This window comes from Nodosilinea sp. FACHB-141 (assembly GCF_014696135.1).
GTDB lineage: Bacteria > Cyanobacteriota > Cyanobacteriia > Phormidesmidales > Phormidesmidaceae > Nodosilinea.
In genome coordinates this window covers 170,877-191,860 of the sequence record NZ_JACJPP010000011.1, presented here as the reverse complement: position 1 = coordinate 191,860, position 20,984 = coordinate 170,877, and the positions used below count along the sequence as shown (strand labels likewise).

Here is a 20,984-nt window from a genome sequence, read left to right as displayed (position 1 = left end):
TTGCCTTAGGCTGTAAATGGCCACAACGGCCGCGCCCCGATAGACCCTGGCCCACATGAGCAGACGTATGGAGTACGGTGCAGCACATGGTAACGAACCGATCGCCAAAAGCTGGCTAGCCCGCTGGTGGGAAGAGCTTACTCCCATGGCGCAGTCAACCCTAGTGCTGCTGGCTACCCCGCTGCTCGTACTGAACGTTTGGGCGGTGGCGGTTATTTTTGGTTACTTCCGCTCAATTTTAGTCACCGTGCTGATCGCGGGTCTGCTGGCGTTTTTGCTCAGCTATCCCATGGGTCGCCTCGAAAACCTCGGCCTCAAGCGTGGCTTAGCCTCAACCCTAGTGCTGGTGCTGGCTCTGGTGGGGTTTTCAGGCCTAGCAATTGTGGTGCTGCCCTTTGTTATCGACCAGGGTCAGCAGCTGGTAGTGCGCTTGCCCGACTGGTTTGACTCAGGCAAAACCCAGCTCATAGTGCTCGACGGCAAGATGGCCGAATGGGGCTGGCCAATCAACCTCGATGGGCTAATTGCTCAAACCAGCGATCGCCTCAAGCGCGAGATCCAGTCCATTGCGGGGGAAGCCCTCAACCTCACCATCAACGTAGCGGTGTTTACCGCCAATAAGCTACTCGACGTTGTGCTGACCGTGGTGCTCACTTTCTACCTGCTCCAGCACGGCGAAGAGGTGTGGGAAGGGGTAGTAGGGCTGCTACCGACCCGCCTCCAGCAGCCCTTCTCAGAGACCCTGCGGCAGAGCTTTCGCAACTATTTTTTAGGCCAGTTCATCGTCGCTAGCTGCTTTGGCACTGCCCTGACAATCATTTTTGGCCTGCTGAATGTCCCCTTCGGTTCACTGTTTGGTCTCACCGTGGGGCTGCTGGCGCTGGTGCCCTTTGGCGGCACCGTCGGCGTAATCATCGTTACCCTACTGGTGGCCCTGCGGGACATCAAAATTGCCATCCCCATGCTGATTTCTGCCGTTGTTGTGCAGCAGCTGGTTGAAAACGGCATTGCTCCCCGAGTGTTGGGCAGCGTTACCGGGTTGAACCCTTTTTGGGTCTTTATCGCCATTTTATCCGGGGCGAGGGTAGGGGGTCTGCTGGGGGTAATTGTGGCCGTCCCCGCCGCTGTCATTATTAAAGAAGCCCTAGTGGCACTGCGCAACTCCCGTCAGCCTGTTCCCGAGGCCGATGCCTCCGTTAGCCCCGGCGCTGGCTCACCCCAGGCGAAGGCACCAGCCCTGCCCTAAAGAACGCCCCGGCGGCCGTTGGGCATCACCGTAGACCAGTTGGTGCGAGCTGCTGCCAGCTGGTCGGCAGAAATTAGCGCTCCCGTCAGGTCAGCTCCGCAGAGGTTGGCTCCCCGCAGGTTAGCGTTTGACAGACAGGCATGGGCGAGGTTGGCCCCTCGCAGATCGGCCCCCTCCAGGTTGGCATAGTGGAAGTAGGCCTTGATCAACTTGGCGTTGCGCAAGGTTGCTTTGCACAGGTTGGCCCGGCCAAAGTTGGCGTTGCTGAGATCAGAGCCCTGGAAGTTGGCGTTGGGCAACTTTGATTGATTAAAGTTGGCTTCGACCAGCAGGGTGCGCTGTAGATCGAGGTCTTTGAAAGTTTGTAGCGAAAAGTCGCGTCGCCCTTTGGCGTACTTTTGCTTGACATCTTCGGCAGACAACACGGCAGCAGCGGGCGTAGCTTTCCGCGGGGTGGGCGAGCCGTTTTGAGTTGGCACCAAGGGAGCCATGCTCTTGGCCCCCGAATGCGATCGCTCCCGCCGGGCTCGAATCGCTGCCGCCATGCGAGATGACGGAGAACCACCCCCTGAGTTGCTGATAGCGGCATGGGGTGAGGAACCACTCACTGGCCCGCCAATGCTATAGCCGCTGGTGGCCGGCCCCAGTGAGGTGGGAAACGCCATGTTTTGGGCCAGGCTTTCCATGTAGGGTTCAAGATCTAGGTCGCGATGGATAGCCTCCACGCTCTGGTAGCGATGCTTGACCGAGATCTCCAGCATCTTTTGCAGCACGCCAGCAAAGTGGTCGCTAATGTGCACGTGCTCACGCCACAGCAGTTCCCCGTTATTGGGGTCGTAGTTGAGGTCTTTGGGGGCCTTGGCCGATAACAAATAAATGCAGGTCACCCCCAGGGCGTAGATGTCGCTGGCGTAGACGGGGCGCATGGCCATCTGCTCAGGGGGCGCGTAGCCGGGAGTGCCAATGGCATAGGCGGTGAGGGCTGTCTGGTCAGAGCTGGCGGCCTGGGCTGGGTTGACTTTGTCTTTTACGGCCCCAAAATCGATCAGCACCAGTTTTTTATCCTGGTCGCGACGAATGATGTTGGCGGGTTTGATGTCGCGGTGAATAACGTGGTTATCGTGGACGTACTGCACCATCGCCAAAATTTCGCTGAGGAATTGCTTGACCCCAGCCTCAGTGAAGGGGCCACCGCGCTTGACCTCTTGCTGTAGGGTGAGGCCATTGATATATTCCTGCACCAAGAAAAACTCTTGCTCGCTCTCAAAGTAGTCAAGCAGGCGGGGCAGCTGGGGATGGTTACCGATCATCCCTAAGATTTTGGCTTCTCGCTTAAACAAATCTCGTGCCATCTCGAGCACGTGGGGCGCTTCGGCGGAGGGGCGCAGCTGTTTGATGACGCAGGGGGGCTTGCCGGGCAGCAGCTCATCGCGAGCCAGAAAGGTTGCCCCGAAGCCACCTTGGCCCAGAGCCCGAATCATCCGGTAGCGGTCCCGCAACAGTAGCTCTGCCCCGCACGTTTGACATTGGTTAACCGTGGGGGGGTTCTTAGGCTTAGAACAATCAGGGTTGATGCAGTAGCTCATGCGGCCCAGAATGGTGGGTATCTAGACGGGCCCGAAGGCCACGGCAAGCGGTAATTAACCAGCAGCGGGGCAGTAACAGGGCAGCCCTAAGGCTGCGATCGCGGCAGCTATGGGGACCGGCCCCTCTCGGTAATGCCACATTACCCCAATTATTCCCTGTTTCAGAGAGGGGTTATAGCATTCACCTACAGGGATATATACTTCTGCCCAAAATCCAGGGGAAATGTGAAAAGTCGATAAACCCTTGCTTCCTATTCTCAATAGTGAATCAGGTGTGCAGTAGAGAGCTGGCGCCCTTGGGTAGATGCAATGCCCACGGGGTAGAATGTTTGGGCAATAAACCACAGCATTCTAGATTTTCTAACGGTCAAGACAGCCCCACCATGCGCATATCTCTGAACTGGCTCAATGAATACGTCAATGTCCAGCTTTCTGCCGAAGAGCTAGCCGATGCCCTAACCATGGCCGGGTTTGAGGTCGAAGACATTGAAGATAGACGCACTTGGGCCGATGGCGTGGTGGTTGGCCGAGTGGTAGAGCGCACCCCGCACCCCGATGCCGACAAGCTCAGCGTATGCGTGGTCGACATTGGCCAAGCCGATAGTTCAACTATAGTGTGCGGGGCTGCCAACGTGCGAGCCGACATCTATGTGGCGGTGGCTACCGTTGACACCTATTTGCCGGTCGTAGATTTGACCATCAAGCCCCGCAAGCTGCGCGGCGTGCCCTCAGCGGGCATGATCTGCTCCCTAGCAGAATTGGGGTTGGCGAAGGATTCTGAGGGCATCCATATTTTTGCGGCTGACAGCCTAGAGCTGGGGCAAGATGTGCGCCCCCTGCTCGGCCTAGACGATGTAATTCTCGATGTCACTTCGACAGCTAATCGGGCCGATGCCCTCAGCATGGTGGGCATTGCCCGCGAAGTGGCGGCAATTACGGGGGCCGAGCTGCACCTGCCGATCACCCAAGCGCCCGCAATACCGAAAAGCACCACGGCTCCGGAGATCGCCCTCCCGGATGAGAAGGCCTGCCCAATCTACATCGGCACGGTGTTGGAGAACATTGCCCTTGGCCCTTCGCCCCAGTGGTTGCAGCAGCGGCTGGTGGCGGCAGGCACTCGCCCCATTAATAATGTTGTGGATGTAACTAACTACGTGCTGCTGGAGTGGGGCCAGCCGCTACACGCCTTTGACCGCGATCGCCTGCTAACCACTGGGGACGCCCTCAACCTCGGCGTTCGCTACGCTCAGCCCGGCGAAACCCTAGTGACCCTAGATAGCCAAAAGCGTCAGCTTCAGCCCGAGACTCTATTGATTACGGCCAACGACCAACCTGTGGCCCTGGCGGGGGTGATGGGCGGTGAAGCCACTGAGGTCCACGACGGCACCCAGGCGATCATGCTAGAGGCCGCCTTTTTTGACGCGGCGGCGATTCGCAAGTCGGCCCGCAGCCAAGGGTTGCGTACCGAGGCTTCGGCCCGCTACGAGCGCGGTGTGAACCCGGCAGAGCTGGGGCTGGCCTGCGATCGCGCCCTGCAACTCCTACAAGAGCTAGCTGGGGCCACCGTCGTTGCCCAGACCACCGGCACCACTGTCCTTGGGACGGCCATTCCCGAGCGGGTGATTACCCTGCGGCTGAGCCGGGTAGCCCAACTACTGGGCAAAGTGATCAATCTGGGTGACCAGCCCCAAGACCTGCCGCCTGAGACCATTCAAAAGCTGCTAGAAACCTTGGGCTGCCAGGTAACTCCAACAGATGATACGGGCGTGTGGGCCGTAACCGTACCCCCCTATCGCTACCGCGATCTGGAGCGCGAGGTGGACTTGATTGAAGAAGTGGCCCGTCTCTACGGCTACAACCACTTTGCCGACACCCTGCCCCAAAAGGCGATCGGCGGCTTTTTGTCGGTGGAGGCAGCCCTGCGCCGCAAGCTGCGGGAGACGTTTCGGGCGGCTGGGCTGACGGAGTTGCTGCACTACTCGCTGACTAAGCCGGTTAGCGATCGCCAGGTCACCCTCGCCAACCCGCTTTTCCCTGAATATTCTGCCCTGCGCCAGGATCTGGTAGACGGGCTGATCGATGCCTACGAATTTAACCTCAACCAAGGAAACGGCCCCCTCAATGGCTTTGAGATTGGCCATATTTTTTGGCAGGATGAAACAGGCATTCATGAGGCTGAGGCCTTGGGCGGCATTGTCGGCGGTGATGGGCGATCGAGTCAGTGGGTTACCAGCGGTCAAGATCGCCCCCTTACCTGGTACGAGGCCAAAGGCATTCTCGACGGTGTCTTTAGCCGCTTGGGCCTGACGGTTGACTACCGCGCCGACAGCACCGACCCGCGCTTTCACCCCGGTCGAACCGCATCGCTGTGGGTGCGGGGGCGGTTAGAGCTAGGCCGTTTTGGTCAGCTCCATCCCCAGCTGCGCCAGCAGCGGGAGCTACCCGCCGAGGTGTATGTGTTTCAGCTCAACTGGTCAGCGCTGGAGACCTGCCTGGTGCCAGTGCTGCAAAGGTCGGTGAAGTTTGCCGCATACTCGACGTTTCCGGCCAGCGATCGCGACCTGGCTTTCTACGCTCCGCTCGAGGTTACCGTCGCTGACTTGACGACAACCATGACCAAAGCCGGGGGCAAACTGCTGGAGTCGGTCGCCCTATTTGACGAATACCGAGGCGAAAGCGTCCCCCAGGGGCAACGCAGCCTGGCCTTTCGTCTGGTCTACCGCTCCCCCGACCAAACCCTCACCGATGAAACGGTAGACCCTGTGCACCAAAAAGTGCGCGCCACCTTGGAGAAGCAGTTTGGCGTAACGCTGCGCAGCTAACTACAGCAGCGACATGCCACCGCCCCGTGTTCCCAACGGCTCCGCTTAGGGAACGTGGGGTTAGCTCTAACTAGGGCATGACCTTAACCATTGTCTGCCTCAGCCGGTTCGGGCTGTGCGGTGTGATGGTGCCACAGCCGATAGCCACCGTAGCCCACTGCTGCCAGCAGCACCCAATAGGGGCTAAAGGCCAGCAGCCAGAGCGCTAGCTTTAGCCCGCTGACGGTAAACGCTTTCACCGATTGAGTTGCCGATTCCCAGGTGTTGTCGAGGGTTTCACCCACTGGGCGCAGCGGGGTTACTTGAGTTACCGGGCTTTCCAAGGTTAGGTAAATTTGTGAAAAGGCCACTTGCCGTTTGAGGTTTTGCTGCTGAGCTGCCATACGCTCGATCGACTCGCGCACGGTGCTGAGCTCCCGCGCTACTTCTAGCACGTGGGAAATTTCGCCCGATCGCTCCATAATTTTCAGCAGAGCGGCTTCAGACTGACGCAAATTCTTCAGCCGGGCATCGAGATCGACTAGCTGGCTCGACACATCCTCCGCCGTCAGCGACTGCTGCTGCACAGTTCCCAGAGGACGGAGAGCGTTCAGCACCGGATCTAACTGGGCCTGGGGCACTCGTAGAGTCAAAGTCACCTGCCGAGCTGTTCCCTCAGGCGAGCGGTTATCTTGCAGACTTAGCACATCCCCTTGAGACCTTTGAAGGATGGTTTGCACCTGATCTACGGCAGCGTCAATATCAGTTAGCACCAGCACCAGGCTGGACTGTTTGACCAGCTGAGGTGCAGGCTGCCCAATGTCGCTAGGGGCCGGCTCGATAACTTCGCTAACCTTGGCCCGATCAGAGGCCACAGCATCTGCTGGGGCGATCGCCTGATTGGCAGTCGGCGCAGCATCGCTCGACACTGCACCGGATTCAGGAGCCATGGCTTCTTGCTGGCTTGCTATATCGGGTACGCCAGCACAGCCGCCTACCAAGGCAGCCCCTAGGGCGATCGCTAAAAACTGAGCACGATGGACACGGAGGAATGCAGAACGGGTCATCGGGTCGCCTAAGCCAAACTCGGATGGCTCTACTATGGCCTGAGCGATCGCGGCAATTGCCCGAGTTACCAATACTGAAACCGGTAGAGCGAGCGAGGGCGATCGCACCGGAATTCTTGATAGGATCGCACAGTTGCCGCAGAGGAGCGTTGGCGCGGCCTTTTTAAAGGAGAATCGCACCCCAGTGCCAGAACCCATCAGCATCACTGTCAAGCTCTTTGCCATTTATCAGGAGGCCTACGGCCAGCCCGAGGTCCAGTGGCAGTTTTCAGAGGGGGCCACGGTGGGAGCAGTGCGCGATCGCGTTCTAGCCGAGCATCCCAAGTTAGAGGCTTGGCGCGATCGTACCCGCCTGGGTCTCAACCTTCAATTTGTAGCCGACGATACTCCTCTAAAAGACGGCGACGAGGTGGTGTTGATCCCTCCCGTGAGCGGCGGCTAAGGCTAGCACAAGCGAACTATCGCAACTTTTCTGCTTTGCCAAAGAAACTTCAAAAAACGTTAGGGTTGCCGCATCCAAGGCAGGATAGGCGATCCCCATTTTTTCGTGTTTAAAAGATTGCACAAGTTCTAGAAATGCTCATCGCGCTCCAGATATTTCTATACCTATAGCGTAGAGTTGATCTTGTTGACCCCATATCTAGCGTTTACGTAGGAGCGCCCGCTATGGACTGGTTCCCTCGCCGCCATGCCGTTGTCTTAGCCCGCAGCAGCCCTAGTCGACTCGCCTATCTCGAAAAACTAGGAATCATCGTACCCCAACGGTCCGGAGGTTCTTCCCGACTGGAGGTGTTCTACTCCTGGGAGCAGATTCTTGAAATTCGCGCTATTAGTCGGCTGCGCCAGCACTTGTCGTTTCAGACTATCCGCAAGATTCTACAGTACTTTGATGACCGCGGCGTGGGCCGCACCCTGCGCGACAAGCACTTGGTGATTGGCAACCATGGGGTCAGCTGGGTGCGATCGGGCACAACCACACCGCAAGTTGTTCATCTAGTGGGTCATAGCTGCTGCCCTATGGGGCAGTTTGTGCTGGCTCCTCTCAACGGACCAGACTTAAGTTGTGCCGATGCACTGGCTAAGACAACCATGTCTAAGGTGGTAGATATTGAGCACTTTAGACAAAAGGCACGCTCTCGATAGACAAAGTCCAATCCTAAAAAAGCCTCTGAACTCAGCATCCAGAGGCTTTTTGATAGGTTTGATCTTAGACATCTACCTTGTAGGCAATTACTAGCCCTTAGGACACCATTTCGCCGGTTTCTTGCAGCACGTGTAGGCGGTGGTAAATGCCGCCATGGGCCAGCAGCTCTTCGTGGTTGCCGACTTCGGCAATGCGGCCTTCCTCCAGAACCACGATCTTGTCAGCCTCCCGTACCGTACTTAGACGGTGGGCAATGATGATCGTGGTGCGCGTTCCGAGAATCGATCGCATCGCCAGCTGAATTGAGCGCTCCGATTCGTAGTCGAGGCTGGAGGTGGCTTCGTCAAACACCAGCACATCGGGGTTAACCAGCAAGGCGCGGGCAATGCCCAGTCGCTGCCGCTGTCCGCCCGAGAGTCGCACGCCCCGCTCGCCCACCACGGTGTAGTATCCCTTGGGCAGACGGTGAATGAACTCGTCAACCCGAGCGATGCGGCAGGCTTCGTTCACCTGTTCCATAGTAGCGGTGGGGTTGCCATACCTCAGGTTGTCGAGCAGAGTGCCGTTGAACACATCCACTTCCTGGTGCACGATCGCCAGCCGCTTCCGATACCCCGTCACATCCAGCTGGCGAATGTCTTCGCCGTCGATCAAAATGCGGCCGCTGTGGGGGTCGAAGTAGCGAAACAGCAGCTTCACTAAAGTCGATTTCCCCGAACCCGATCGCCCCACCAGAGCCACCGTTTGGTAAGGCTCAATCAGCAGATCGATGGCTTGCAGCACGGGTCTTTCAGCGTCGTAGCCAAAGCTCACCTGGTCAAAATGCACCTTGCCGGTGAACTGGTAGGTGGGCAGGCTCTCGGGGGCGTCGGTCAGATTCACCGCGTCGGTGCCCAGAGGCTCTTCCATAAACTCGTGGAAGTGCAGCATTGAGGCGTAGCGGCGGGCCAAGACCTCGCCCATGTCACTAATCGGCTCTAGCTCCGAGTAGGCCATGCTTGACACCGTCAGGGTGGTGACAAAGTGCCCCAGCGAGATGTGACCCTGCAGGGTGGCCAGCAAGGTCATCACCAGCAGCCCAAACACGCAACTTTGAATGATGAGATCCTGCCAAGTGCCCAGAACGACGTAGCCTTTGTGAATAACACGAATCACCACAGCGAACTCGCGCTGCAATCGCTGACTCTGCCGCCGCAGCTCGTCACTCTCCGCCGCAAAAGCCTTCACCGTTTTGATGTTGGTGATGATCTCCGAGGTGCGGCTTTCGGTGTTCTCCATATAGGTGTCGAGGGCCTGCTCCTTTTTGTTCAGGCGAATCAGATCCTTCAGGCTAAAGCTGAGAATACCGATAAAGGACATCAGAAAAATCAGCGCGATGCGCCAGTCAATCCACCAAATAATGACAAAAATGCCGGCAATGCGCACCAGCTTAGGAATTAGCTGCCCAGCGATTTCGGGGTAGGTCCAGGTGTGGTTAGACAGACCCCGCGCCACCCGGCCCGAGATGCGGCCGGGGTTGTGCAGGTCGTAGAAGCCCAGGGGCAGGGTCAGCAGCTTGCGAATCACCGAGTAGGTATGGTCGCGCCGGGTGCGCAGGGCAATATCCCAGTGAAACCAGTCAGCCACCCAGGGCTGAATAGGGGCACGTACTACAGTGACTAAAAAGATAATGGCTAGGAAGAGGGCAATCGCCAATCCTGGCCCCGCTGGGTAGCCCACTGTAGCCGCCACTCGGTCGACCATACCCTGGCTTAGGGGGTCAATGGGCTGGTCTGAGAGAACGTTGAGCAACTGGCCAATGCTGTAGGGCACTGCCAAATCCGCCACCTGAAACAGGCTGCTAGCGGTGATACTCCAAATCGCGGCCCAGCGGTAGCGACTGTAGTATCGGAGAACATGCGAAAGGGAGGCCATGACGGTAACCGTCCTGCGGTCGAATATGTTGTAGTATAGATACTACAACACAGGTTCTTGGATTCCGCAAGGTGTTTTGTCAGGGAAGTCGTAGGGTTAGCAGAGTTGCCGTGTGGGGTCAACGCTGCCCCAAAAGAATACTTTCCTGAAACCATCGGTGTCGTTCCAATAGCGAAATAGGCGGCGTGGCTTTAGCCGTAATGTAAAAGAAAGCAAGTTTTTCTGGATCAGGCATGTCATCTCGAGGTTCATCTACCAATGCCTACACTTAACCAAACCAAAACAGCTATGTAGCATTTGTATACCGGGCGATCGCCCATATCCGACAATCGTTGCAGTGAAAATCGTCGGGAAACAGCTGACGCAGGCTATAGGCAATCTCTACCGCACGGGCAAAATGGTCGAGCAGGCCAAATCGGTTAACATCCTCAGGTCCAAAAATTGACGGAAAGGCTCCGCAGTTTAGCAGGAGGCTAATTGAGTTGTTTGAATCTAAAATATCGTAGCCACAAAAGCTAAAGGTACTAGGCCAAAGATCAGATTCAGATACCTGGCGATCGGGAGCTTCAATTAATGCCAACAGATTGTGCTGCGCACCATCATAGGCAATGCGACGTTTGAGATATTCGTAATCACGAAAGTAGTGAACTCGGTTATCGGCATGAACATTAAAATTCCAGTCCTCATCGATCAGGGCATCGATTAGCGATGGGCAAAGTATCGTGTCCATCGACACAACTTCGCTCAGGTGCGCATAGCCAGACCATTTAACATAACGAGTCCACGCATCACCCCGTTGGGAATCAAACCTTTGGCAAGCTGCAAAGATGGGAGTCATGACAGACATAGTGGCTCATGCCTATGCATGTGTTTCAAAACTGCTATTACACGAAAATTTTGCCAGTTAGCCTACGAGCATTCTGCCTAGAACTAGCCAGGCTATCCAAGCCATGTAGTGAATTACAACGATCGCCCAAAACTCAGTTTGGTAAGACTGTTTCTGGCTCTTATGGCGCAATACTTGCTGAGCCACAAACCCACCGGGCCAACCACCAATCAACTCGCAGAAATGCAGGGTTTGTTCAGAGGTTCGCCACACTTTTTGCTTAGCCCGCTTCTTATCGTCGGCATAAACAAAATAGGTGATGACGCTCATTAGAGGGTAGAGCACCAGCGGCAGCGGGTTGCCTGTCAGCCAGGTAAAGTGAGCTGCACCCGCCAAAGGAAACGCCAACAGCAACAGTAGCTCAGCGATCGGCAAGCGGGAGTAAGATTTTTCGCCGGGTTTGCGGGTGCCCCTTGAAGCATTTAGTGAAGACTCCGATCGCTGCCTAGCACCAGCAATAAAAGCTCCAACAGCGCGGGTTTTGCCGTCTGGGTTAACTAGACAGTAGTAATAAATCGTGTCATTTTCCCGAGGGCGACGGGTTGCGTTTTTCAGCTCAGACACGTGGAGAAAAACGTCTTTACCTCCGTCAGCCGGTTGAATAAAGCCAAACCCACGATCATCGTTCCATTTTGTGAGTTTGCCGCTGCGAAGGTCAGATTTCATAGGTGAATTCTAACTTCAGTACTGTTCCTTCGGCTACACCGAGCGGCGGTGCACCAGGGCTGCGATCGCCTCCACTAGCTGGGTCGACTCCATCGGTTTTGGCAAATGCTTTTGAAAACCAGCGGCCAACACTTTTTGCTGGTCGACGACGCTGGTATAGGAGGTCAGAGCAATGGCAGGAATGGGCTGGTTATGGGTTAATGCTCGAACTTGCTCCATGAGCATGTAGCCGTCCATCCCGGGCATACCAATGTCGCTAACTAAAATATCGGGTTTTACTTGGGAGAGGGCCGTAATCGCAGCGGCGGCCGAGGGTAGAGCCGTTACCCTAGCACCAAACTGCTGAAGCGTCGTAGTGATTAAATCGCGGTTGTCGGCGTCATCTTCAACAATCAAAACGTGAATATTTTGCAAGCTGCCCTGGGCCAAGGGTGGAGGCAACTCCGCTAGGATTTCTACCGCGTCAAACATGAGCGGGAACCGAACCGTAAAGGTGGCTCCCTGATTTTCGCCGAGGCTTTCGGCTTCAATCGTGCCGTGGTGCAGATCAACAATCTGGTGGGCGATCGCCAACCCCAGCCCCAGGCCACCAAAATCTCGGGTCGTAGTGCTATCGGCCTGTCTGAAGCGATCAAACACGTGGGGCAAAAACTCAGAGGCAATGCCTTTGCCAGTATCGCTGACCTGAATTTGCGCCCAGCTGTCGTCATAGGCTAGGCGCACGGCGATGCGCCCACCCTGGGGCGCAAACTTGACGGCATTTGACAGCAAATTCCAAACGACTTGCTTGAGCCGGTTAGGGTCTCCCAAGACTTTGAGTGGCGCACCGTCAAGCTCGGTATCAAACTGCACCTCCTTAGCCTTGCCCAAAGAGCGCACAGTTTCTAAGGCCTCTTGAACAACTGTGACTAGCGAAACGGGCAGGCTGTTGAGCACCAGCTTGCCGCGCAAAATCCGCGACACGTCAAGGAGGTCGTCGATCAGCTGCGCCTGAAGTTTCGCGTTGCGCTCGATGGTTTCTAGGGCGTAATCAACTTTGCTCTCGCTGAGTTGGCCCATGCGCAGCAGCCGAGCCCAGCCCAAAATCGGGTTGAGGGGCGACCTCAGCTCGTGGGAGAGCACCGCTAAAAATTCGTCTTTGAGGCGGTTGGCGGTCTCGGCGGCTTCTCGGGCGACGCGCTCCTGCTCTAGCAGCCGGGCGCGCTGGGTTTCTAGCTGCTTTTGGTCATCCACGTCGGTGATGGTGCCAACCCAGCGGGTGACTGTGCCGCTGCTGTCTGGCACCGGCAGGCCGCGATTGATAAACCAGCGATAAACACCGTCATGGCGGCGAATGCGCTGCTCAATGTCAAAGCCAATGCCCTGGTCTAAGGCTTGTTGCCACAGCTCTAGAGCGCGTGCCTGCTCATCGGGATGCACAATTTTAGTGCCGCCGAGGCCAACAGCGGCGTCTTTTGAAAGGCCGGTGTAGTCATACCAGCGCTGGTTCCAGTACTGAACGCCGGTGCGATCGGCCATCCAAACCATTTGAGGCATGGCCTCCGCCAAGACGCGGTAGCGTTCTTCGCTCTCCCGCAGGGCAATTTCGGTCTGCTTGAGGGAAGAGACATCCAGCGCAACGCCGGCCATGCGGTAGGGCTGACCCTGCTCATTGTCATACACGCGCCCAATGGAGCGCACCCAATGCACGGTGCCGTCGGGCCACAGGGTACGCATTTCCACGTCGTAGTCTTGGCGGTGGGCGATCGCCTCTACCACCGCCTGCTGCACGCGATCGCGATCCTCCGGGTGAATGGTCTGGGCGAACACCTCGAAGCTCATATCAATATCGGGGGCGAGGCCAAAAATCGCTTTGCAGCGATCGGACCAGACCAAGTCTTGGCTGATCAAGTCATAGTCCCAGGTGCCGCAGTTCGCTCCCTGCAGGGCCAGCTGTAGTCGCGATTGGCTGTCCTGCAAGACCACCTCGATCTGCTTGCGATCGGTAATGTCTAAACAGGTGCCTATGAGTTTGACCACCTGGTTTTGAGCATCGAGCACCGGCTCGCAGCGAGAATGCAGGTAGCGAACCGAGCCGTCGGGCAAGACCACCCGTAGATCAAAGGCAGAGGAATGGTGATCGGCGATCGCCCGTTCCATCAACTGCTGCACCATGCGGCGATCGTCGGAGTGAATGCGCTGCATGAGCTCGCCATAATTAGGCTCCGTTTGGGCCGGGTCATAGCCAAACTGGTCAAACATCGCCTCCGACCAAACGCTCTGCTGGCTCTCTGGGTAAAACTCCCAACTGCCAAACTGGGCTAACCGCTGGGCCATGGCCAGGTGGGCTTCACTGTAGCGGAGAGCATCTTCAGCCTGCTTGCGGGCGGTGATGTCAACACCCACCAGGGTCACAATCCAGCAGTCTTGAGCCTGATCGCGGCGAGAGGTCAGGCTGTCGGCAATCCACCGAGTCGAGCCGTCCTTGTGGCGAAAGCGATACTCGACCGTAATCGGCCGTTGCTCAAATACCGCATCAAACATCGGACCGGAGATCACAGCCTGATCCTCCGCAAAGGTGCGAGCCATCCAGAGCTCGGGGGTAATCTCGGCCAGGGTATAGCCGGTCAGCGCCTCACAGCCCACCGAGCGGTAGTCAAGGATGTAGGTGCGATCGGCAAAGAAGCGGCAGCGGGCGATCGAGGCTGGGGCGGTGTTGAGCAGGTTATTGAGCTCTTCTTGGGAGGTTTGCAGAGCCTGCTCCAGATTTTTGCGCTCCGTGATGTCAACCCGCAGCAGCGACACACCCTTGCTAAAGGGATACACCCGGTTTTCAAGCCAGCGCCCCTCAGTGGCAGAAAACAGCTCAAAACTGGTGGCGATTTGGGTCTCAACGGCCCGGTGTAACTGCTCATGAAAGGGAGCGGCGATCGCCTCCGAAATTACCTCCCAAATTGGCTGCCCCAGCAGCTCATGGCGAGGCCTTTGCAAGGCAGCTACGGCGCGATCGTTCACGTAGGTAAAGCACCAGTTTGAGTCCAACATCATGAACTCGTCGCTGATGCTAGTTAGAACATTTTCTAAATTTTCAGCAGCAGTTTGAGCGGTGGCCCGCAACGCCCGTTCGCGCCGCTCTCCCAGAATTTTTTGAGTGGTTTCATTGACGGCAATAAAAATACCTGCCACCTGGTCTGGCTCATCCCAAATGGGCGTGTAAGAAAACGTAAAATACCCCTCTTCGGCCTGACCGTTTCGATTAAGAGTCATCGGCAGATCCTCAGACCAGGTGGCCTCTCCCGTAGCCCTGACCTGTGCCAGCAGCACCCCCGAGAAATCCCATACTTCCTGCCAACACTCCTCTGCCCGCTGACCAATACCGACAGGATGCTTATTCCCAGCAATGGGAATATAGGCATCGTTGTAGAATTGAATATAGTCTAGCCCCCACAAAATTTGCATGGGAAACCGGGACGAAAGCAGAATTTGCAGCGCAATTCGCAAGCTCTGGGGCCAAGTTTCCATAGGCCCTAAAGACGTATCTGACCAATTAAAAGCTCGAATTAGAGATCCGGTCTCTCCTCCGTTTCTTAAAAAGGCCAGCTCGCTAGATAATGCCATTCTTTACTGCACACGCCTATCAATAATTAATCACGTTGAAAACCAAATGTTTGGCCCCGTTGCGCTGTGGCCTACCATTAAACCCGGCGACAAAATGCTTTCCCACCAAACATTAGCCAAAGCTCGTCACCTTTGTCTCGTCAGGCTTACAGACTACTACAGAGCTCAAGTGAACTACCTAATTTTTAAGAATTGCTTTTTAGAGCACCGGCAGGGAAAACGACCCAAAGATAGGGTGTGCTAGGGCAATTTGCCCAGATTCATTTTAGAGCTTTACCCTGGGGAATGACACCTCTGACAAAGTGTTAAGCACAGGCTTTAACCTCTATTCCGAGTATTTATTTATACAAGCCGCTTCCTAAGCAGCTGGCCATTTCCTTAGGGCTAGCTGCCATTGCGTAGTTGTGCAACTGGGCGGTAGCCACAGTCGCTATGCGGGAAAATTTAAGTATCAGTAAGCTGTCAAATCACTGTAGGTTCAACCGCTCAGTCTACTGAGGCAAAGTGCCTCCCCACTGCTTTGGCATCAATTGCAAAATTGCGGCACCGCCCAAGCCCAGGGACGAGAACAATTTGAAACAGACAGGGTCAGCCTAGCGCTCTACCCCTCGTAGACCGCACTGGTCAACTTACTTGATTCTGCGTATTGACCGTCTGTCCCTGCGTTCTTGCCCAGCCTAAGACTGTATATTTAGGCCCGCTGTCTCTGCTCAGCAACAGCGCCCGGCGGTGCCACCATAGATTACGCTGAACCCAGCCGCCCACGATTCCGAGAGAGACCTAGATGCCCTCTGGCCCAATTCGCCTCTTGCTGGTAGACGACTCACCCGTTGCCTTAGTTCTTTTGCAGCGCATTTTGCGGGAGGCACCCGACATGGAGGTCGTGGGTGTAGCCCACAATGGCCAAGAAGCTCTGGACATGATAGCAACGGTGAAGCCAACCCTGATCTGCACCGATTTGCACATGCCCAAAATGAACGGGCTAGAGCTTACTGAAGAGGTGATGGCCCGCTGCCCCTGCCCTATTTTGGTGATCAGCGCCTCGGTGCAGAAAGAAGATACCCAAACCGTTTTTCGCATTTTAGAAGCAGGGGCGCTGGACATCTTTCCCAAGCCCCGCACAGGCTTGGCCTCCGAATATGAAAAGACAAAGACTGAGCTGTTGGCAAAAATTCGAGTGCTAGCGGGGGTGTCGGTGTTTACTCACCGGCGGCGCAGCCCAGCTCCAATCGTTCCATCAGGGTTGCCCCTCTCTACCACCTCGCTAGCGAGACGCCCCCGGCTGTTGGCTTTAGGCGCATCTACGGGCGGCCCCCAAGCTCTGCTGGCGATCATGCAGCAGTTGCCCAAAACCTTTCCGGTGCCGATTGTGTGCGTACAGCACATCAGCAATGGGTTTTTGCAGGGGTTAGTCGACTGGCTCGACAACAGCTGCGCCCTAAAGGTCACCATTGCCACAGCGGGCACTGTGCCACAGCCTGGTGTAGTCTATTTTCCCCCTGAACGCCATCATTTAGAAATCGACGTGGGTGGACGCATACAGCTCTCTCAAGGTGAGCCAGTGGCCGGGCACTGCCCCTCGGTAACGGTAATGTTTCAATCTGTGGCGGCCTACTACGGCCGGTCGGCTGTGGGCGTGCTGCTCACGGGCATGGGTCGCGACGGGGCCGATGGGCTCCAGACCCTGTTTCAGGTGGGGGGGCTCACCATTGCCCAAGACGAGACGAGCTGTGTGGTATTTGGCATGCCCAAGGAGGCGATCGCCTTAGGGGCTGCCCAGCAGGTGCTGCCCCTGAGCGCGATCGCTCCCTTTTTGCTCAGCCAAGTTTTTGTGAGCGGCCTTAATTAGCTCCTAAAAGTATTCTTGGATACTTTATTGCCGTTTTTTTGGCTTTTATTAATGCGATCGCGTCGACTGCGACTGAGGAAATTACCCAACTATATGAACAAGCGTTAACCAGCGCTCTCCCTAGGGAAAATTGGGACTGGGGTAGGCGGCTGTGGCACCGTTATCGGCTAGCTACAGAGTTCGTCAAAAATCTACTGCTTAGCCCTAGGGCTGAGGCATTTTTGGTTTGGCAAAAATTTACCTAGCGGACCTTTGGCCGCACTGGGTTTAGCCGCCAACACATCACCCCCTTAGTTAACGCCTCTTTCAGCATCGTCACCTGGCGCAGGGTCCTTTAGTCAAGCGGCCTCCATGCGTAACTTAGGGAGCACCTATCTATGGCAAATGCGGAACACTTAGACATTCTCAACAAAGGGGTGGAGAGCTGGAATGCTTGGCGGCTTCACAATCCCAGTATTAGACCAGACTTTCAAGGAGCAGATTTAGGCAAATTGCATCTGCCTGGTATCGACTTCCGCCACGCCAATTTTTACGAAGCCAACCTAAGAGAAAGTGTGTTCACTCGGGCCAACTTTGAGTCGTCTACCCTCTACCGCTGTGATCTATGCATGGCCGATTTGAGGCGGGCAAACCTCAGCATGGTCGACTTTTATAAAACCAACCTTTACACCGCTAATCTGAGTAACGCCAATCTGCGCCACTCACACTTTTACAAAGCAGATATGCAAGAGACGCTGCTCAACGATGCTGACCTGGGCGAGTCTAACTTTTACGAAGTCGATATGCGGGAGGCCATTCTGCAATCGGCCAACCTGGTCAGAACCACTTTTTATTACTCCAACCTGTGCAACGCCAACCTGTGTCAAGCCAATTTGAACTGCGCCAGCATGATGGGAGCCAATATGGCCAAAGCCAATCTCAGGCGGGCCAGCTGTGTGGGCACCAACCTGTTTAGAGCGGTGCTCAGCGGTGCCGACCTAACCGAAGCTGATCTGCGCGAAGCGGTACTGCGGCTAGCTGATCTGAGCAATGCCTCATTAGAAAATGCCAACCTATTTCGGGCCAACCTCTCTGAGGCTTGCCTCGACTATGCCCAGCTGGCGGGGGCCAACTTCAAAAAGACCAACCTATGGCGCGTCAATCTAGGTCAACTGATTTTGACCCATCCGGGCCATGACAGAGATGCCATCACCATTGACTCTAGCGCCCTCAACTAGCCATGGACGATCTGATCCTAAAGCGCATCAGCGATCTCATCGCCGACCATTCTGGCCTGTGTATTCGCCCCCAAGATTTTCAGATCCTGTCAGACAAAGTTTGGCTGCGGGCTAAAGCGTTGGGGCTGACGACCTTAGCCGCCTACCATGACTATCTCAAAGCTTTAGACCAAGGTTCCCTTGCCCTAAATAGTTTTAAGGCTCAACCTAGCCCGCCCCAGCAGCGGTCTGAATGGCAAGAGCTGTACTCGATTTTGACTATCAATGAGAGCTATTTCTTCCGAGACAGCAACCAGCTCAGATTGCTGAGCGATCGCCTCCTTCCCGAAATTATTCAGCGCAAGCAGGCCGCGGCCCCCTTGAGCTCCAAACCCAGCCTGCGCATTTGGAGCGCCGGCTGCTCCACTGGAGAAGAGCTATACTCGATCGCAATCGCCCTCGACCAGCTCAACTTTCCGTGGCACCAGTGGGATGCGCAGCTGATTGGCACCGACATCAGCGCCGCCGCTGTCCACAGCGCCCGCCAAGGGCTTTACAGTAGCTGGTCCTTTCGGCAAACACCCGCAGCTATACAGCAGAAGTATTTTCAGGCCGATCGCCAGGCCTACAAAATCTGCGATCGCCTCCAGCAGCATGTGGTCTTTCAGGTCGGCAATCTGCTCAAAGACCCTTGCCCTAGTCGGGGGCACGGGCCAGGTGACTTAGACCTGATTTTGTGCCGTAACGTATTCATTTATCTCGATCGCCAGGCAATTGGTCAAATTATTCAAAGGTTTCACAGCGCCCTAGTTCCCCAGGGGTATTTGCTCACCGGCCATACCGAACTCTACGGCCAAAACACCAGCCCGTTTCTGGTCACTAGCTTTCCTGAGACAGTGGTCTATCAAAAACCACCTCAAGCGGCCTTACCCCAAGCAGCTGCGATTGACGCAGCTGCTCCATGGCAGAGTTTAGCCAGTTCACAGCCAGCTCGTCTTACCCCCAAAACCGCACCCCCCAGTCTGGATGACGGCTTGGCAGCAGCCCTGCAAGAGGCGGCTGCGTTTCTCCAGCAAGACGATTACACCAGTGCCATTCGAGCCGCTAAACAGCTTTACCTTGCCCATCCGGACTGCACCGCCGCGCGTCAGATTGCCGCTCGGGCCTATGCCAATACTGGCTGCTACAGCCAAGCCAAACAACTCTGTCAGCGAGTAATCTGTGACGATCCCCTCAGCCTCGACATGCACTATCTGCTGGCCCAAATTGCCGAAGATGAGAACAATTTAGAAGCTGCCAAAGAGCATCTGCGCAAAATTATTTACCTAGACCCTGACTTCGTTAAAGCCTATCTCGACCTAGCTAGCATTTACGATCGCACCAGGCAGCCTGAGAAAGCTAAAACAACCCGTGAGCATGCTCTCACTCTATTAGCAAAGCTGCCTCCCAACACTGTATTAGACGACCATAGCGATGCCACCGTTGCCCAATGGCAAGCGCATCTTAAGCAGCAGGTTGCGGGCGGCGATCGCCAATCATCTCAAGATTGATCTCGTCTCCACCACAGAGCAAAATCACAGTTTTTGTAGAATGGCGCAATGGTTGCGCCATGAGCAGCGCGCTAAAAATATAGCGATCGCCGTTGCGATAGGATACTGACTTTCACTAGCTAAAACTGGTGCAGCACAACGGTATATAGCCATCACGCAAGAGTATGTGAAATGTCCTAATCGTTCTGGCGATGGCTAGAGCCCAGACATTTTCTCTGAATTGCGGATAACTCATTCCATGGGGGAATGCTAAGCCCGAAGCATTGATTTCTTTCGAACCCAGACTTCATCGAGTCGGCTGGAGGGATCTGCGTTCTACCTTGCCGTGCTTTATTCCCCTTGGGGGCAACCCGTGATGACCCCGACATCCTACCTCTTGTTCACCCTAGACGGTGCCCACTACGGGCTAGCGGCTGAGGCCGTACAGGAAATGTTTTTGCTGCCTGCTCTGATCTCGGTACCTGAATCGGGGCCAGAAGTTGCTGGCGTGCTGAACCTGCGCGGTCAGTTACTGCCGGTCATCAACCTTAGGGTGTGCCTAGGTTATCCCCAGCAGGCCAACGCCCTTAGCCAAGCCGTTATCGTGGTGCAGTGCGGCAGTCGACAGCTCGGCTTAGTCGTAGACCAAATTCAAAACGTAGAGGCGATCGCCCCTAGCAGCATCACTGCGGCCCTAGAAACTTCCTATTTTGGCTGTGGCGAACACCCACTGACTGTTGGGTTCGCCCGCCAGAGAGACACCGTCATTGTCTTAATAGACCCAGTGGCCCTCGGGCAAGGCTCCCACAGTGCAGCCCCGTCCTCGGTTGCAGAGGTCCAAACCAACCGCTTCATGGCGCAGTTTAGCCCTGCCGAGCGACAGGTGCTCCAAGCCCGAGCCGCTGGATTAACCCAGCTAATTGCCGACGAAAGCACGTCAGATTTGTCAGCGGTGGCAGTCATTGGTTTAGAAGGCGAACGCTTTGCTCTGGGGTTAGAGAGCGTGCACGAATTTGCTGAAGTGCCTCAGATTACTTCCATTCCCTGTTGCCCAGCGCACATTGTTGGAAACATAAATCTGCGCGGCGAAATTTTAACTTTAGTGGATGTACGCCACTTTCTAAACTTGACTCCGGCAGCTCCTCTCCAGCCCAAAACAGCAGTGGTTATGCGACTAGGTTCCCTAGTAGCAGGGGTTGTCATTGACGATGTTTTCGATGTGATTTATTTGCACGCTTCAGAGATAGCAGCAACGCCCACCGCCGTCCACTCCAGCAATAACCCCTACCTCAAAGGATTTGCTCAGCATGGCGACTCTATGTTAACCCTTCTAGATCTGCCCAAATTGCTGACCGCAGGCGATCTTGTTGTCGATCATTCAAACTAGCTAACCATGAAAGATTCCTTAGACCTAAACCCTAAAGTTAATCCCTTTAGCTTTTTTTCTTCATCCCTTCTGCAGAGAGACACCATGAACAAACGCAAGTCCTGGAAACTACGCCA

14 protein-coding genes are annotated in these 20,984 nt (G+C 55.7%); 8 read left to right on the top strand and 6 right to left on the bottom strand.

All coding sequences use genetic code 11. The annotated features are described in order from the left end of the window. The first annotated feature begins 55 nt into the window (after positions 1–55). Positions 56–1,246, top strand: a complete 1,191-nt coding sequence (locus H6F59_RS09475) for an AI-2E family transporter (protein WP_242021365.1) — start codon at positions 56–58, stop codon at positions 1,244–1,246. On the opposite strand, the gene H6F59_RS09470 is transcribed toward H6F59_RS09475, so the two are convergent. After that, positions 1,243–2,832 carry a serine/threonine-protein kinase gene (locus H6F59_RS09470; RefSeq protein WP_190698159.1) on the bottom strand — a complete coding sequence of 530 codons (1,590 nt, stop codon included), beginning with the start codon at positions 2,830–2,832 and terminating at the stop codon, positions 1,243–1,245. The two genes, H6F59_RS09475 and H6F59_RS09470, sit on opposite strands and share 4 nt — an antisense overlap. A gap of 383 nt (positions 2,833–3,215) precedes the next feature. Between H6F59_RS09470 and pheT the strand changes: the two genes are divergently transcribed. Beyond that, positions 3,216–5,654, top strand: coding sequence for a phenylalanine--tRNA ligase subunit beta (gene pheT / locus H6F59_RS09465; protein WP_190698156.1), 2,439 nt, complete (start codon positions 3,216–3,218; stop codon positions 5,652–5,654). A gap of 83 nt (positions 5,655–5,737) precedes the next feature. Here the strand turns inward: pheT and H6F59_RS09460 are convergent, their stop codons facing one another. Beyond that, on the bottom strand, positions 5,738–6,904 hold the full coding sequence (locus H6F59_RS09460) for a DUF4349 domain-containing protein (RefSeq protein ID WP_190698153.1): 1,167 nt from the start codon (positions 6,902–6,904) through the stop codon (positions 5,738–5,740). Here H6F59_RS09460 and H6F59_RS09455 point away from each other — a divergent pair. Together H6F59_RS09455 and H6F59_RS09450 are read left to right on the top strand one after the other, a co-directional pair. Continuing rightward, on the top strand, positions 6,885–7,142 hold the full coding sequence (locus H6F59_RS09455) for a MoaD/ThiS family protein (protein WP_190698150.1): 258 nt from the start codon (positions 6,885–6,887) through the stop codon (positions 7,140–7,142). The genes H6F59_RS09460 and H6F59_RS09455 overlap by 20 nt on opposite strands. 224 nt (positions 7,143–7,366) lie before the next feature. Beyond that, positions 7,367–7,843: a MerR family transcriptional regulator gene (locus tag H6F59_RS09450; RefSeq protein ID WP_190698147.1), complete on the top strand. Its 477-nt coding sequence runs from the start codon at positions 7,367–7,369 to the stop codon at positions 7,841–7,843. Between the two features lie 97 nt (positions 7,844–7,940). Here H6F59_RS09450 and H6F59_RS09445 read toward each other — a convergent pair whose 3' ends face one another. From H6F59_RS09445 to H6F59_RS09430, 4 genes are all read right to left on the bottom strand, one after another. After that, a complete protein-coding gene (locus H6F59_RS09445; RefSeq protein WP_190698144.1) occupies positions 7,941–9,758 on the bottom strand; it encodes an ABC transporter ATP-binding protein in 1,818 nt (605 codons plus the stop codon). Between the two features lie 286 nt (positions 9,759–10,044). Beyond that, positions 10,045–10,605, bottom strand: a complete 561-nt coding sequence (locus H6F59_RS09440; RefSeq protein WP_190698141.1) for a hypothetical protein — start codon at positions 10,603–10,605, stop codon at positions 10,045–10,047. A gap of 57 nt (positions 10,606–10,662) precedes the next feature. Next, positions 10,663–11,310: a cold shock and DUF1294 domain-containing protein gene (locus tag H6F59_RS27575; RefSeq protein ID WP_190698139.1), complete on the bottom strand. Its 648-nt coding sequence runs from the start codon at positions 11,308–11,310 to the stop codon at positions 10,663–10,665. 33 nt (positions 11,311–11,343) lie between these two features. Beyond that, a complete protein-coding gene (locus H6F59_RS09430; protein ID WP_190698135.1) occupies positions 11,344–14,811 on the bottom strand; it encodes a PAS domain-containing protein in 3,468 nt (1,155 codons plus the stop codon). A gap of 880 nt (positions 14,812–15,691) precedes the next feature. On the opposite strand from H6F59_RS09430, the gene cheB reads away from it, so the two are divergent. The 4 genes from cheB (at position 15,692) to H6F59_RS09410 (ending at position 20,868) form a co-directional block, all read left to right on the top strand. Next, a complete protein-coding gene (gene cheB, locus H6F59_RS09425; RefSeq protein WP_190698132.1) occupies positions 15,692–16,756 on the top strand; it encodes a chemotaxis-specific protein-glutamate methyltransferase CheB in 1,065 nt (354 codons plus the stop codon). A 377-nt stretch (positions 16,757–17,133) separates the two neighbouring features. Beyond that, entirely contained in the window at positions 17,134–17,973 is an 840-nt protein-coding gene (locus H6F59_RS09420) for a pentapeptide repeat-containing protein (RefSeq protein WP_190522865.1), read from the top strand. 2 nt (positions 17,974–17,975) lie between these two features. Continuing rightward, positions 17,976–19,502 carry a protein-glutamate O-methyltransferase CheR gene (locus H6F59_RS09415; protein WP_190698129.1) on the top strand — a complete coding sequence of 509 codons (1,527 nt, stop codon included), beginning with the start codon at positions 17,976–17,978 and terminating at the stop codon, positions 19,500–19,502. Positions 19,503–19,857: 355 nt separating this feature from the next. After that, on the top strand, positions 19,858–20,868 hold the full coding sequence (locus H6F59_RS09410) for a chemotaxis protein CheW (protein ID WP_190698126.1): 1,011 nt from the start codon (positions 19,858–19,860) through the stop codon (positions 20,866–20,868). The last annotated feature ends 116 nt before the right edge of the window (positions 20,869–20,984 follow it).

Coding starts and splice junctions, on each gene's coding strand:
- H6F59_RS09430 (WP_190698135.1), bottom strand. CDS start 14,811: ATGGAAACTTGGCCCCAGAGCTTGCGAATTGCGCTGCAAATTCTGCTT.
- pheT (WP_190698156.1), top strand. CDS start 3,216: ATGCGCATATCTCTGAACTGGCTCAATGAATACGTCAATGTCCAGCTT.
- H6F59_RS09415 (WP_190698129.1), top strand. CDS start 17,976: ATGGACGATCTGATCCTAAAGCGCATCAGCGATCTCATCGCCGACCAT.
- H6F59_RS09470 (WP_190698159.1), bottom strand. CDS start 2,832: ATGAGCTACTGCATCAACCCTGATTGTTCTAAGCCTAAGAACCCCCCC.
- H6F59_RS09475 (WP_242021365.1), top strand. CDS start 56: ATGAGCAGACGTATGGAGTACGGTGCAGCACATGGTAACGAACCGATC.
- cheB (WP_190698132.1), top strand. CDS start 15,692: ATGCCCTCTGGCCCAATTCGCCTCTTGCTGGTAGACGACTCACCCGTT.
- H6F59_RS09460 (WP_190698153.1), bottom strand. CDS start 6,904: ATGCTGATGGGTTCTGGCACTGGGGTGCGATTCTCCTTTAAAAAGGCC.
- H6F59_RS09440 (WP_190698141.1), bottom strand. CDS start 10,605: ATGTCTGTCATGACTCCCATCTTTGCAGCTTGCCAAAGGTTTGATTCC.
- H6F59_RS09445 (WP_190698144.1), bottom strand. CDS start 9,758: ATGGCCTCCCTTTCGCATGTTCTCCGATACTACAGTCGCTACCGCTGG.
- H6F59_RS09410 (WP_190698126.1), top strand. CDS start 19,858: ATGACCCCGACATCCTACCTCTTGTTCACCCTAGACGGTGCCCACTAC.
- H6F59_RS27575 (WP_190698139.1), bottom strand. CDS start 11,310: ATGAAATCTGACCTTCGCAGCGGCAAACTCACAAAATGGAACGATGAT.
- H6F59_RS09420 (WP_190522865.1), top strand. CDS start 17,134: ATGGCAAATGCGGAACACTTAGACATTCTCAACAAAGGGGTGGAGAGC.
- H6F59_RS09450 (WP_190698147.1), top strand. CDS start 7,367: ATGGACTGGTTCCCTCGCCGCCATGCCGTTGTCTTAGCCCGCAGCAGC.